The sequence below is a fragment of the Boudabousia liubingyangii genome (genome assembly GCF_001907245.1).
GTDB lineage: Bacteria > Actinomycetota > Actinomycetes > Actinomycetales > Actinomycetaceae > Boudabousia > Boudabousia liubingyangii.
The window spans coordinates 314211-327883 of the sequence record NZ_MQSU01000003.1 but is presented as its reverse complement, the minus strand read 5'-3'; the positions used below and the strand labels follow the sequence as shown (position 1 = coordinate 327883).

The 13673-nt window shown below is 57.3% G+C and carries 15 protein-coding genes; 1 reads left to right on the top strand and 14 read right to left on the bottom strand.

Going from position 1 to position 13673, the window contains the following annotated elements; all coding sequences use genetic code 11:
* Positions 1–116: 116 nt before the first annotated feature.
* From BSR28_RS09040 to BSR28_RS08960, 8 genes are all read right to left on the bottom strand, one after another.
* Positions 117–578 carry a Panacea domain-containing protein gene (locus tag BSR28_RS09040; RefSeq protein ID WP_073713646.1) on the bottom strand — a complete coding sequence of 154 codons (462 nt, stop codon included), beginning with the start codon at positions 576–578 and terminating at the stop codon, positions 117–119.
* Positions 571–1350 (bottom strand): hypothetical protein, encoded by a 780-nt coding sequence (locus tag BSR28_RS09035; RefSeq protein ID WP_073713645.1) that lies wholly within the window; start codon positions 1348–1350, stop codon positions 571–573. The genes BSR28_RS09040 and BSR28_RS09035 overlap by 8 nt, the downstream gene beginning before the upstream one ends.
* Positions 1351–1527: 177 nt before the next feature.
* Complete coding sequence (locus tag BSR28_RS06115; RefSeq protein ID WP_073713644.1) at positions 1528–2007, bottom strand: hypothetical protein; 480 nt, start codon at positions 2005–2007, stop codon at positions 1528–1530.
* Positions 2004–3368, bottom strand: coding sequence for a DEAD/DEAH box helicase (locus BSR28_RS06110; RefSeq protein WP_073713643.1), 1365 nt, complete (start codon positions 3366–3368; stop codon positions 2004–2006). Before BSR28_RS06110 ends, BSR28_RS06115 begins: the two co-directional genes overlap by 4 nt.
* A complete protein-coding gene (locus tag BSR28_RS06105) occupies positions 3349–3627 on the bottom strand; it encodes a VRR-NUC domain-containing protein (protein ID WP_073713642.1) in 279 nt (92 codons plus the stop codon). Before BSR28_RS06105 ends, BSR28_RS06110 begins: the two co-directional genes overlap by 20 nt.
* 237 nt (positions 3628–3864) lie before the next feature.
* Complete coding sequence (locus BSR28_RS06100) at positions 3865–4410, bottom strand: YozE family protein (protein WP_073713641.1); 546 nt, start codon at positions 4408–4410, stop codon at positions 3865–3867.
* Complete coding sequence (locus BSR28_RS06095) at positions 4407–6701, bottom strand: phage/plasmid primase, P4 family (RefSeq protein WP_073713640.1); 2295 nt, start codon at positions 6699–6701, stop codon at positions 4407–4409. The genes BSR28_RS06100 and BSR28_RS06095 overlap by 4 nt, the downstream gene beginning before the upstream one ends.
* Entirely contained in the window at positions 6698–7210 is a 513-nt protein-coding gene (locus BSR28_RS08960) for a DUF7768 domain-containing protein (protein ID WP_073713639.1), read from the bottom strand. The genes BSR28_RS06095 and BSR28_RS08960 overlap by 4 nt, the downstream gene beginning before the upstream one ends.
* Positions 7211–7503: 293 nt before the next feature.
* Here BSR28_RS08960 and BSR28_RS06085 point away from each other — a divergent pair, with 293 nt between their 5' ends.
* The gene (locus BSR28_RS06085; protein WP_073713638.1) at positions 7504–8349 is read left to right on the top strand and encodes a DUF3800 domain-containing protein; all 846 of its coding nucleotides are present in this window, start codon (positions 7504–7506) and stop codon (positions 8347–8349) included.
* Here the strand turns inward: BSR28_RS06085 and BSR28_RS06080 are convergent.
* From BSR28_RS06080 to BSR28_RS06055, 6 genes are all read right to left on the bottom strand, one after another.
* Positions 8346–10301: a DNA polymerase gene (locus BSR28_RS06080; protein ID WP_073713637.1), complete on the bottom strand. Its 1956-nt coding sequence runs from the start codon at positions 10299–10301 to the stop codon at positions 8346–8348. The genes BSR28_RS06085 and BSR28_RS06080 overlap by 4 nt on opposite strands.
* 91 nt (positions 10302–10392) lie before the next feature.
* The gene (locus BSR28_RS06075; RefSeq protein WP_073713636.1) at positions 10393–10962 is read right to left on the bottom strand and encodes a DUF2815 family protein; all 570 of its coding nucleotides are present in this window, start codon (positions 10960–10962) and stop codon (positions 10393–10395) included.
* A gap of 11 nt (positions 10963–10973) precedes the next feature.
* Positions 10974–12128, bottom strand: a complete 1155-nt coding sequence (locus BSR28_RS06070) for a DUF2800 domain-containing protein (RefSeq protein WP_073713635.1) — start codon at positions 12126–12128, stop codon at positions 10974–10976.
* Entirely contained in the window at positions 12115–12516 is a 402-nt protein-coding gene (locus BSR28_RS08840; RefSeq protein ID WP_073713634.1) for a hypothetical protein, read from the bottom strand. Before BSR28_RS08840 ends, BSR28_RS06070 begins: the two co-directional genes overlap by 14 nt.
* Entirely contained in the window at positions 12513–12782 is a 270-nt protein-coding gene (locus BSR28_RS06060) for a hypothetical protein (RefSeq protein ID WP_073713633.1), read from the bottom strand. The genes BSR28_RS08840 and BSR28_RS06060 overlap by 4 nt, the downstream gene beginning before the upstream one ends.
* Before the next feature lie 110 nt (positions 12783–12892).
* Positions 12893–13480, bottom strand: coding sequence for an RNA polymerase sigma factor (locus BSR28_RS06055; RefSeq protein ID WP_073713632.1), 588 nt, complete (start codon positions 13478–13480; stop codon positions 12893–12895).
* Positions 13481–13673 lie beyond the last annotated feature (193 nt).

The window sequence follows — 13673 nt, the reverse complement described above, 5'->3', positions numbered from 1 at the left end:
GGGAACCCCAGCAACCAAACTGGCTACTGGGGCTCCGGATACATTTTCAAGTACTTACAGTATAGCGGGTCTGCAAGCACAAACGCGTCCGCATTTTGTCCACCTCGAAACTGACTTCACACGGGAATCCCGAGAATCTTTTGGAAGTAGATGCGAATTGACTCTTTCGGGATAACTTTGCGCGAGGTTTGTTCAGATGTCAGGTTCTCACGTGCACGCACGTCAGACCAAGGGCTCCCTTGGATATGCGTTATCTCGCTGAGTTCGTCTCCGGACAGTGAACCGTAGTTATTAATTACGGCACGTAGGATCGCAGACTCGGTTGCAGTCAGATTCTCCGCATTTCCCCTTGTAAGCATAGAGGAGGACACGCTGTAACAACCTCGATGGTATTGGTACAGCTCCATGTTCACCGGCCCAAACTGCCATGCCTCGAAATCTTCTTTGAAAAGGGGTTGACCCGTGAGCGCCAGAACCCACCCTTGAGCGAAGAAGTTCAACTTCTGTAGCTTTTGTGTCGAGATTCCGTTGCGATAGTGAGACAAAACGGCTTTCGAAACATCAAAAATATCAGCCATGGTCGACCTCCTTCCCTGACACCAGTCTACTCTCAAGGACGCCTTGAAGCTCCTCGACGCTCTCAAGCGAAGCGAGTTCTGGTTCCACATCATTGGCCGCGTCGGCCAATAGGTCAAGACCATGAGCGAGCAGTGTTGCGATTGTTTGGCCGATGGCTTGGTGTTCCTGATTCCAAGCCACGAAGTCTCTGGAGTCGACCATGAGGCTGCCAAGGTTACGTTGCCTGCGCGGCCCATAGAGAGGAAATTGCATATAACATGCCCAAACGGCTCCAGGTCTTCGATCGAAGCGAGGATCGTTCTCGACGAAACAGAAGGGAGCACTTGCGTTCTGCTGAGCGTTTTTAATTGCGTGATCCCCATGCGGAGTGCCTGGCTCAAAGGTGGGACGTGGCTGATCCTGCCGGCCTCGATGATCTAGAAGTTGAAGATAACGAGCTCGTTCTCCCCCTTCACCTTCAGGTGTTTCAAGCGCGTAAAGGCAAAGACGGAGTCCCTGTTCTGGGAAGAGATTCGCGCCTGCACCCAATACAGCATCGACGAAGGTCTCAGCTGCCTGCTGGCTTCTGTCTGAGGAAGCTAAAGCTAGTAACGGCTTGATAATCCCATCTAGATGATCATTGAAATTCGTAATGTGCGCACTGCGTCGTTTTTCATACTCCAAATTTGTCTTGTCGGTGTGATATTGAGTCCAGACGCTAGCAATTGCCGCAAAAACTACAATTGCTAACCCGAAAGCAAACTTATAGCCATACTCTTCAGTGGCGCTCATCAGATAAGCACCTAAAGCGCTTGAAATTATGCCGCCTACCTGAAGGAAATAAGAGAATATGCGACTCTGGGTTGATCGCTCCGTTTGATCCGCCCAGTCTTGTATACCGTTCTTCCTCCGCCGCATGGTTCGATTTTAGCGACCATTCGGCGGAGGAATATATACGACAGGCCGTTCTTACCGACCATAGAGAAGAAGAGCCAGATGCTCAAGCGCTTTAGCCCGACGCTTGTATGCACTCGACCGCTCGATGTGGAAGCGATCGCCAATCTGGATGATGGCATCGGTTTGCATTGTGTCTTCACCCAAGTAGCAGACTTCGAGCATCCACCGCTCGTCATCGGACAGGGCCGCCCAAGCCGGTAAGAACCAGTCCATGTAGTCGCGGGCTTGGAGGTAGCGGCGCTGGCGGTTATCAATCCGCTCCAGGTGAGCCATGATCCGATCCTCAGACCCGTGAGGATTGAACCCACCACCAGGCATCCCATCCAGCCTCGGTGAGCTGACAGTGGGGATGTCCTCAGCCAAGGCCTTCAAGTCGTCGTCGGTGGTGTCGATGATGGTTTGCATTGTCGAAAAGTCCCGCAGTGCGTTGATGGCTGCCGCGCGGCGGTCGACGTATTTCCAAGTGATGTCAGTACCGAGAACAGCAGTCATCGGCCTACTCCTTCCATAGTGATGGTTGCTTTGACCGCGTCAATCAACGCGGCCTGTGTTGTGTCCTTAACCGCCAGAGCGGAAAGGATCTTTTGATCAATCGAATCCTTGGCAGCAAGATGGTGGATGACCACCGGCTCCCGCTGTCCCTGCCGGTGTAAGCGGGCATTGGTCTGCTGGTAAAGCTCCAAAGACCAGGTGAGCGTGAACCAGATGAGCGTTGAGCCGCCAGCTTGTAGGTTCAGGCCGTGCCCAGCCGAGGCGGGGTGGATCAGAGCCAGCGGAATCTCGCCGTTGTTCCATGCGTCCATGTCCGCGCCTGTTTTGAGCAGGCGAGCCTGCGGGAACCTGTTTTGGATGCGTTCGAGGTCATGGGCGTACCAGTAAGCCACCAGCACCGGCTTACCGTTCGCCGCCTCCACCAAATCCTCCAACGCATCCAGCTTGGCTTCATGCACGAGGTGCCAGTTGCCGTCCTGGTCGTACAAGGCTCCGGAGGCCATCTGGGTGAGTTTCCCAGATAGCGCTGCCGCGTTAGCAGCCGTGACTTCTGTGCCCTCGAGCTCGAGGACTAGGTCACCCAGCATCCGCTCGTAGGCGCGTCGGCCCTTGTCACCCATGGCCACGTCGATGGTGTTGTAGGTGACTTCTGGCAGGGTGAGGTGGTCGCAGGTCCGCATCGAAATGGTGACGTCACTGATGCGCTTGTAGATCTCGTCTTCCGCACCCGGCTTGGGTTTGTAGGAGAAGACCTGCATGCCATTTCGCTTATCGGGGTCGAAGAACTCACGCCGGTAATGCGTGATGTAACGACCAAGACGCTCCCCCATATCCAGAAGCCGAAACTGTGCCCAAAGATCCTCCAGACCGTTAGCGGCCGGTGTCCCAGTGAGTCCCACGATCCTGCGAACCAGTGGGCGGGCTTTGAGTAGGGAGCGGAAGCGCTTGGCCTGATGATTCTTAAACGAGCTCAGCTCGTCGATGATCACCATGTCCCACTGCCACTGGACACCGGAGCGTTCAACAAGCCAAGTGACGTTCTCACGGTTAATCACCGTCACATCAGCCCCAGCCTGGAGCGCCTGGAGGCGTTTGGCTTCTGGTCCGACAGCCACTGCCATGGTGAGGCCAGCCAGGTGATCCCACTTCTGTTGTTCTGCTGGCCAGGTATCCCTTGCCACTCGAAGCGGTGCCACCACCAGCACGCGCTGGACTTCGAAGCGGTCGTACATGAGGTTCCAGATCGCCGTCAGAGCGATCGAGCTCTTGCCTAGTCCCATTTCGAGCAGGAGGGCTGCGATGGGGTGGGTTTCGACGAACTCAATAGCGGTGGCCTGGTAGTTATGCGGCTTGTAGAGCATCACACACCTCCTGAATTCCCTCTGGGTGGTCGAGGACAATGCAGGTAAAGCCCTGGCGCTCAAGCTCGCGCATGCGGGCGACTTGTAGAGGCCTTGGGTGTTTGCCGGTGGTTTTGACTTCGACGAACACTGCCCGTCCGTCTAGTAGGCAGATGCGGTCTGGGACGCCCGTCAAACCGGGGCTAGTGAATTTCCAGCAGATGCCGCCGATGCGGCGAATAGCCCGACATAGGCGGGTTTCGAGTTGTTGTTCTTTCATTGAGACTTTTCCTTGGAATCATGGGCCTTCCAAGGGGATGTGTCAGGTGTGGCTTATAGTGTTCTACCTTCTCTATAGACTTTTCATTTTTAACTTCCTATATAAAAGGGTTAGGAACACTTGACGTACCTGTCACACACCCCGCCGGGTGGGGGCTAGAAACGTTGATTTAACAGGCGAAACTAGCCCCCAGCAGGAGTGGGGAATGGCCCCTTTGGTGACGGCCCGGTTTACGGGTTAGTGGCCCTCAGGGTTGAACGCGGGCGAGAGCGGGTGCAGCCGGTAGCAGTGGTTCAATGCCTTGATGTTCTTTGGCTGGTAGCCGGCGATGATCATGGCGTCCTTGAACTGGGCGTTAGTCACGTAATGACCGGTGTCTCGCTCGAAGAGGTGCTTGAGCCCGTAACTGGTTTTGGAACACCAGTCCCGACCGTGGGTCAGGTCGGTGCGAATCCACTCCATGAGGGCTTGCTGACGCTCCTTATCGAGAGTGAGGAAGGTTCCTTGGTTGGAGTCTTCCCACCTGCCAATCAACGGCCTCGGCGCTTTCAATGGGCGGCGCTTGGAGCGTCGTTTCCGGGTGGGGCTGGTGAGGTATTCGCGCCAGCATTCCTCGAAGGTCTCGATGCACGCATCGATCGCCCCACAGGCGTGGAGGTGAGCCAGGATGGCTTTATGGGTGTAGGGGCCGGCGTAGAAATCAGCCTCCATGTCGGCGGCCAGGTGGCTTGCCGGTCCGGTGCCATCACGGTGGGTTTGGATCATCCAGTCGTAGAAGTTCACCGTTGCACCTCCCCAACAAACGCTTCCGCTTCGAGAGTGGGGGCGTCGTCGAAGTCGTTTTTCAGACGCAGCCCGGTAATCAGGCGCATGGTGCGGGTGCGTTTCTTCTCGAAGCCTGCCTTATCGAGGGCTGCGTAGAAGTCGGCAGCGTTTTTGACCCACTCGCGCTGGGATTCAGCCCACGCCCGATACGTGTCATAGAGCGCTTTGGAGCTTTCGGTGAATTCCTCACCGACTTGACAGCATTCTTCGAGGAAGTGAGCGAACCAGTCGTTTTGCCTGCGGTAATCCTCACTGGCTTTAACCACGCAAACTGGAGGAACCAGTTTGTAGTTCTCGGCGTGGATGAGCCTGGCGCCTTCCATGATCCAGGCTAGGACCGCGCCGCCAGCGTTCTCGAAGAGGTAGTCGGCGTAGTTCTTCACGTCATCACTACCCGTGATGGTGGCGTTGAACGGGATCACGATCAGCCGCCTCCAGATACCAGTGTCGCGGCCACGCACCTTGGGTAGGTGGTTGGTGTAGAGCACCAGGGTGTGGGAGGGGGTGAAGGAGAAGGGGTCTTTGTACTTCTTCTCTGCCGCGATCTTGTCCGTTGACGCGAGCTGCTTAGCCGAAGAGCTCGACAGCCTTACGCCCTCGTCGTTCTCACCCGCAATCAACAACCGGCGGCCTCGGGTTTGGGCCATGTCATTCTTCGCGTTGTTTTTCTTCCCCGCAATCAACACCTCAGCGCTGATGGTCTCAGCGTAGGAGCCAAGCACACGGGCGATGGTGTTCCAGAACGTGGACTTGCCGTTGCTCCCGTCCCCGTAGGCGATGATGAGCCCTTCGACCATGACTTTGCCGATAGCTGCCAGCCCGCACACGCGCTGGACGTAGTCGATGAGCTCGGTGTCGCCTTGGAAGATGGTGTTCAGACACTCAACCCAAATGCCCATCCCCTCGTCACTGGGGGTGACTTTGGTTTGTTTGGTGAGCAGGTCAAACGGGTCATGAGGACGCAGGCTGGACAGGCCCTCGCGCAGGTCGTAGGTGCCGCCGGGGGTGTTGAACATGTAGGGGTCTTTGTCCAGATCCTCCGGGTCGATCAGTACCAGGGAGCGTGCTTGGCGCATGGCGGCTTGGATTCCACGGTCGCCTCTAGCGCGGTATGCGAACTTCACCCACGCCTCGTCGGCCGCCAGCTGCTCGAACAGTTGGTGCTGGGCGGGGGTGAATGCGGAGAGGGCTTTGGCTTTGCTCATCACCCCAAGCATCTGCAACACACCCTCCTGCGAAGCTTGGGCTTTAGTGCTGGCGAGAGCTTTCTCGGCCTGTGCGAGCTGGCGGGTAGTGAAATCCTGGAACACCCGCTGGGCCTTGGGCTCGGACTCATCCCATACACCTTTGCCATACGCTGCCCACCCAGTCGAGGGAGAGAAGCACACCTTGTCCGCGCACTCCCCAGCGATGAGGGTGGCTTGTCCGACGTCGGTGAAATCCTCCGGCTTAAGGCTGGTCAACTCCGCATAGGCCTCCGGAGACACATAGTTCGGGTCCTCAGCTACCTTTTCCGCGAACCTTGTGGCTGATGCCCAGATCTGTTCCACCTCAAAACCTGGTAGGGGCGGGTCGCACAGTGCGGCTTTTTGGTTGAACAGTTCCCTGGCGCGCTCGGTGTTGCCGTAGCGGATGAGTACCCGTCCAGCGAAACGAGACAGGGTCGCGTTCCTACTGCCTTCACCGATGAGGGATGAGGCTTGGTCGAACTCAGCAAACAGGTCGCGGGCCAGCCATTCATCGACCAGACTCTCACCCTCGATAACGGTGGTCTTTGCCTCGGGGTTGCCGTAGATAAACCGGCCCGCATCCAACGCGTTCGAATCGAACACGGGCACCTGAGCTGCGAGCTGACGTTTGAGCGCAGCGTAGGCTTCCGCATCCGTCACTGGGTTGATGGGTAGGTAGACGTGGAACCTCGGCCGAGCAGTACTGGCGCCTTTGGGTTTCATGTGGTTGCGGGACGTGGCTGCCATGAACGGGACGCCGGGCATGAGGTCGGCCAGGCGGCTTGGGGTCACCCACTCCGTTTCGATCTCGGAGTGGTCGTTATCAACGTCCATCACCAGGCAATCCGAGGTTAGGAAGCGGGAGTTGCCGCGCTGTCCACCCTCGTACTCAGCGACCACGTGGTCGAAGGCCACAACACGCTTGAGATCATCAAGGCCGGTGACGGTGTGCTCATGTGGGTAGTGGGTGTTTTGGGCCTGGCCAACAGTGTTGGAGGCATGCATGGTCATGGGTTTCATTTGGCTTCACCACCCTTGAAGGCTGCGTTTGCCTGGCGTAGTGCGCGGCGGGCCTTGCGCTCACACGTCAAGGCAGTGAAACGTTCCTGGTCACACTTCCTCGATGGGGTGATACCCAGGTACTCTGTGCCATCTTCGGTCAGGTGAGTGACGGTGAAGGGTACGTTGGGGATGCCCATGGCTAGGGAGGCTTTGAACTCCGTCACCATTCCTTCTGTCAGGTTTCCAAATGCCCAGTATTCGTCGCACAACTCCAGCAGGCTGAGCGCCGCCTCAATGCCGGCCTCTCGCTCGGTTTCCTCATCCAAAAATTGTGGAAAGAGCAGGTGCGGGACGATGGGCACGTAACCACAATCGTGGACGAAACGGGCGTAGGCCTTAGCCAAATGGGTGTTGCGTTTAGTGTCGCCGGAGTAGGCCGAGGAGACGTAGATGAGTCTGCGGCCGGTCGCGGTGTTGATGAGGTGTTCAAGGTCGGGCTCGAACCAGGAATAGGTTTTGTCAGCCATCAGGGGCTACCTCCAGATCGGATGGTTATTCGCAAGGGAGGAAGCCGAGATTGGCTCCTCCTACCCCTATGGCGATGAGCATCAGTAAGTGTTAACCCCCTATCACAGGAACCAGGTTGAAGAAGTCGTGACGATCAGCTTGCCGCTCACTCCAGTACCCGTCCTTCAATAAGGTTTTATCTATTGCCCACAACGACTTTGACTGCTACCATCTTCATAGGACGCACTTCGGTGCTCCACTTCCGAGGCCCGTGGCGACACGGGCTTTCGTGTTTCTTCTGGAGGTTTAGTTCGTGTACATCGGCTACTTTGACGAGTTTGGTCATAACGGCCCGTACATCAGCAGACAAGACCCCAGTTACAAGACCCACCCCGTGTTCGGGCTTGGTGGGTTCATCATCCCCGCAGACAACGTACGCAAGCTCTCAGGCGCATTTAGAACAATCAAAGAAACCGGCCTTCAAGAAGAGATTGATGCGAAAGTCCTAGCGCGAGGCAAACGTGTCGAACATTGGGAGAAAAAAGGCGCAGCCCTGCTCACCACCCGGAATATTGAAACCTACCGGGAGACAAGGCGCATCATCGCGCGCACACTCAACGCTCTCGAGCGTCTAAATGCCCAAGTAGTCTTCTATGGCCAAGAAAAACCACGCGGCACCTTCGAACAGACCGGCGAGAGCAACCAAGACCGCTACGATCACGCAATCAAACAGCTCATTGCTCGCACGCAATGGTCCATCCCCGATGATGAGAACTTCCTGATGGTTCTCGATAAGCAGGGCATCAAAGAACGCATGGAAGTATTCGCTGGCGCTGCTGCCTTCATGTTTTCTAACCAGGACGCTACACGGCTGCTTGAACCACCAATGGAAGTCGAGAGTCACCTCTACCAAACCGTCCAGTGCGCCGACTGGATTTGCGCCCTGCTGGGAAGAATCGGCGCCTACAAGTTCGATCCAGACTTTGCCGAATTCTCCTGGGCACCTACCTATTTCGGGAAACGACTTGCCCAAGTGACAAGCTCGAAAAGTAAAATCCGCTCGTGCACAGGCGAGACCCTAGACATGTTCCCCCGACACTTAGGCTCACTCAAAACCTGTTACAACATCCAAGATCCCCTGCCGCCACAACAGTCTTAATCCTTCCGGTAGTAGTCACAGCGGTAACCATCCGCATCTAACGGAAAACCAGCAGCCCAATCGGGTGCTTCGCACATGGCCAACGCGACCTGCCCAACTGTCAAAGCACCCTTGGGAACCTCGATGATGATTTCGTCGTGGACATGCATGACTACCGGCCAGCCCTTGGCCTCCACATTCCGGATGGCATGGGCGAGGAGGTCGCGTGCGGTGGCTTGGACGATATTCTCCACCAATTTGGGTCCGTAGGTTTCGATCCAGTCCCAGCGTTTAGCAGTGTTTTGGCCTTGGTAGGTGATGACGTCGCGGCTGAACCTGCCGGTGGTGATGGTCGCTCCGGGGTATGCCAGGCGACGGCCTGATGGGAGTGTGCAGAAGAGGATTCCAGCCTCGCGGGTGAACGTGATCTCGTGCGTCGAAGCAGGCCTGCCAGTGGTAAGACAGCGTTGGGCAGCAGCATCGATTGCCCACCAGAAGTCCACGATGGCTGGGTTGGCTTCCCTCCACGCGTTCACTAGTCCCGGCAGCTCGTCGGCCTGTAAACCTATGCGGAGGGCTCCCATGTTCTCCAAGGCACCTACGGAGCCCCCGTATCCACATCCGAGCGTAGCTAATTTACCTTTTTGCCGAAGATGGCTGTTGACCCCGTGTTTCTCAACTGGGACACCGAACATTCTGGATGCTGTTTCGCAGTACAGGTCCCGGCCTTCCTTGAAGACTTGGAGGGTGCTTTCTTCTCCGGCGAGCCAGGCGATGACGCGGGCTTCGATGGCTGAGTAGTCGGCAACAATGAACTCGTATCCCTGTCGTGGGGTGAATGCAGTGCGGATGAGCTGCCTGAGGACATCGGGTACGGAGTCGTACAGCATTTCCAGTGCCGTCAGGTTGCGGTCCTTGACGAGGGCGCGTGCGGCGTCGAGGTCGGGTAGGTAGTTGCGGGGCAGGTTTTGGACTTGGATGAGGCGACCTGCCCAGCGTCCGGTTCTTGCTGCCCCGTGGAATTGCATGAGCCCCCGCGCGCGGTGGTCGGTTGGGTTGGCGCTGGTGGTCATCGCCTCGTACTTACGCACCGAAGACTTCGACAACTCGAGGCGCAGAGCGAGTACTTCTTTGACCACTGGGTCGGTGGTGGCGGTAAGGGTGTCTTGGACTTCTTGCTTGCCCATCGATCCCATGGTGATGCCACGTTGGTTGGCCCAGTCTTTGAGCTGCAACGGCGAATTGGGATTATCCAAGCCAGTGAGGTGGCTTGAGCGGGTGAGGTTCTTCTCCCGCACCTGCTTATCGAGCTCGATTGCCGCATTGGCTAGGTCGAGGTCAAGGTGGATGCCACGGTCGTTGATTGTCTGGTCATCCCAGTACTCGCGCCACACCTGCTCAGGCAACGGGAAGGGCGAGAGTTTGGCGTGCAGTTCTAGTTCTGTCTCTACGTCCCTGGCGTTGTAGGTCTTGAACTGGCCCCACTTGTCTGGTGCGTGACCGGGGAGGTTTCGGGTTAGGCCATTGTTCAGCAGCGAGGGCTTAGCGGGGACGGAGAAGAACCGGATGAGGTCTTTGCCGGTGGATAGTTTCCCGGTGTTCAACTTCAGGGCTTTGGAGACGCCGTCGAGCGAGAGTGGTAGTCCGAGGGCTGCGGCCCACACCATGTGACATCGCCACCCACGAGGAGACAGTTGCCGCCCCAAATGTGCGGAAAGGCAGGTGCGCTCGAAAGCAGCGTTAAACGCCCACTTCGTCACCGCCGGGTCATCAAGTGCAGCCAGTACGTCAGCGGGTATTGGCTCACCACTAGCAATGTCGATGGTTTGTACTGGTCCGGCGTCCCAGGAGTAGGACAAGAGGAGGAGTTCGAAGGTGGGGTCTGCCGCGTAGCGGTACATGCCCGCCTTACCAAGGTTGATTTCGCTGAAGGTTTCAATATCGAGGGTGAGGGATGTGTGGTGTGTGGTCATTGGTTGGCTCCAAGGGGCTGTGCACAGGTGAGGGGCACCAGAGGCTTGGCTGTCTCTTCTGATGCCCCTCACACTTGGGTTGGATTACCGGTTAGGACAGGAAGTCATCCCCACCAGATGGGGTGGCGAATGGGTCGGTGAACGGAGTGAACTCGCTCTCGGCACTCACGCGTCCACCCAGGGGTTCGCCATCGTGAATCTTTTGGATATTGCGCAACCCGCAGGCCACGCCCTTGTTCCCGTTGGTGTTGAATGCGTAGAAGCTCAGGGTGACGCGTGCGTAGACACCGGAGTACATCTCCGAGCGCTCCAGAATCGGGTTCACGTTGGCGTCCACAATGCCGGGCTGGGTGGTGGAGTTAGCGTTCACGAACATGGCACCTTGGTAGGCTTCGTCGTCGCGTTCAATATCCCCATCACGCAATGGAAGTTTGAGGGCTCCCTTGGGTGGGATTTTGCCGCCGAACTTACCCACGCCCTCCTTGATTGCGGCATCGATAGCCGCCTGAATCTTGTTCAGGGTGTCGGTGTCGGTTTTGGGGATGATGATCGAGGCCGAATACTTCGGCTTACTACCCTGGATGCTCTTGGGTTCGAAGCAGTTGAGGTAGCTGAGGCGGACGATACCGGTCATCACGATCTTGGGGTCATTGGTTGTCATTGTTGTTCTCCTTATTTCGAGTTGTCAGTGTTTACAGGGGTGAACTCTTCAGCCGCCGTAGCGACAGTGAGTTCGGGTCTTGGGTCAGTAGCCGGGACCAGGGATGGTTTGCCGGCTGGTTTGGTGATGAGTTCGGAGAGAATGTTGTTGAAGGTTTTCTTGCCCATGAGTTTTTCCATGGCGGTTACCGGCAACAGGCTCTGCTTGTAGATCTCGGTGTACCCGGCATCCTGGGCGGCTTTTGCTACGGCGTCTTCGTCGGTGTATTTGCGTACCGAGCGGCCAGCAACCACCTTGAAGCCCGGGTAGTGTTTGCCGTGATCCAGAGCCTGGCTCAGGGCGTGGGCTTGAACATCAGACGCCCATTTGGTGAGCTCGGGAATCCTTGCGAGCACGTCAGCGACTTCCGCATCGGTGAGGGTGGCTGCTTGCCTGAACTCATACTTCGCCAGCTCCAACTGATGTTTGGCGCGGGCGCGGCAGGTGGGTGCGAGTTTGCAAAACCTGCACCAACTACCGGGACAAAACTGCCCACCACCACTGGCTGCTAGTTCGGCCGCTGCTATGAGGTCGTTCTTTGCCCACCGGTACAACTCCGGGACACTGATGGTCCAGGTGGAGACGTTTTGGCGGCGGGGTTGGAAGATCGTCATCGCCACGCTCTTGATGTCCCACAGATGCGCGAACATGTGCAGGGCACCCAGTGCGTAGAGCTTCATCTGCGGGTTATCCCTAGCGTCTACTTGGACGCCTTGGCCGTATTTGAAGTCGATAACATGCAAGGTCGGTTCTGCGACGATGACGCAGTCGCCGGTGCCGAACCCGCCTGGCACCCAGGTCGAGTAGTCCAGGCGCTGCTCAATCATCACCTTGCTATCTGGACAGGACTGGCGAGCCTGGGCGAGTTGTTCAAGCACGAAACTGACGTAATCGTCCGTATGCTCTTCCATCTCACCGTCAACCAGATCTGAGCCAGGACGCAGGTTGGGCTTTTGATGGAGGGCTCGCCTGAGCTTGTGCTCAGCCAGAGCGTGCGCGACCGTACCCTCAGCAGCCGCAGCACTTTCCTGATCTGGCAGGTCTGCTTCCAAAAGTGCCGATGGGGTGCAATGAAGCCACCGGTGCGACGAAGACGCCGAAAGCAAAGCATGTTTACTTGGGGCCATCGCTCTTCAACCCCCTCGCCGCCTCTAGTAGCGCACCGAGGTCATGCTCAGCCACCTCAGACAAACGTGATGCGCCAAAGGACTCAATGAGTGCCTTGATCTGCGCGGTGAGCCCTGCGCGGGAGAGTTCGGCCAGAACCGCGCGCACTTCCTCGATCGGCACATAACCGGGTGGGTCCTCAACCACCGCGGTGGCCTGCTGGTCAGGTGCTGGCTTTGGTGCAGCTCCGTTTTCGGCTGCTACCTCAGGGCGGGTGCCGCTCATGCCGGCGTGGTCTTCGACGCCCTCCCACGCCAAATCACTCATGAGCTGCGCCAACTCGTGGGCGGCCTGGGAAATCTGGTTGAGGGCGTTGATTGCCGTGTTGAACTGACTGGTGCGGTTCATCGCGCCTCACCACCCTGGGCGGTGAGGTCGCGCAGCAGACGATCAACATCCACACGGCGCTCATGCGCACTGCCTGCGGCGTCGTCTTCTGTCACGGAGACCGATTTGATGTTCTTGGCAAGCACGCTCACCTGTGCTACCGGCATATCCGCACCCTCGTCACTATGGCCAAGCCAGGTGGCAAGACGGCGAAACCAGGGGATGCGCGGCGCGGCGCGGCGGGGTGTGTGGATCGTGATATCGATCCGGTCATTGTTCGTGCTCATCGCGAGCTTCCTTTCTTGGAAGCCAATCGATGAAAGGACGGGATTGTCACTTGGTGGCTTCCTACCCCATGGCGATAAGAGCAAGGTGGTGTTAACCCCTGGGTTTTGTTTCACCACTGGATCTGCCCCTCAAGTAGGGCAGCCAAAGCAGCCTTTGCCTTGGAAAGACGCTTGGACACCGCAGCGCGACTGACCCCATCTCGCCTGGCCACGTCCGCAGCAGACATTCCCGCGAAATAGATATCGCGGATGAGGGACTGTTGCGCTGGGGTCAGCTGACTGATGGCCCCGTGGAGTTTTGTTGCACGAGCCTTGGCCATGAGCTCATCAGTGAGGTGTTCATCGGGCATGGATTCTTGGCCGGGAGTTTCCACCCACCCATCTGACGTGCTGGCATGTTCAACCAGAGGCACGATGGCACCTTCAAGTTCAATCTGGGGGCTGTGCTTCTTGTGATACCAACGCCGCTCATCGTTGCGCTCGGTGTTGTTGAGCCAGTAGATGGTCGCCTGGATGCTGGGGCGCTGAACCTTTTCGGGGTCTTGTCCTGCTTTGCGTGCTTGATCTTTGAGTTCACCGTGGTAGGCGTCGATTAGGCCATCCATGCGTGTGATGTCTTCATCGGTGAGGGTCAGGGGGATGTAGGTGTAACCGGTGAGGGTTTTATCGCCGAAGCGAAGATTGATAGTGGTAGCCATGTGGGGCTCTCCTTTGCGAATCGAGTTGGGGTTCGATCCGCAAAGGGCCCTTTGGTCTCATCCGAGATAGAAAAAGACGGGCACGAAGAACACGACCCGTCCTCATCGCCCCCAGGTGGGGGTTTGAGGTGGTTTCGTGTTCATCCATGCCCGTCTTGCGGTTCTGCGGATGAGCCCCAAAAACTGCTGTTGT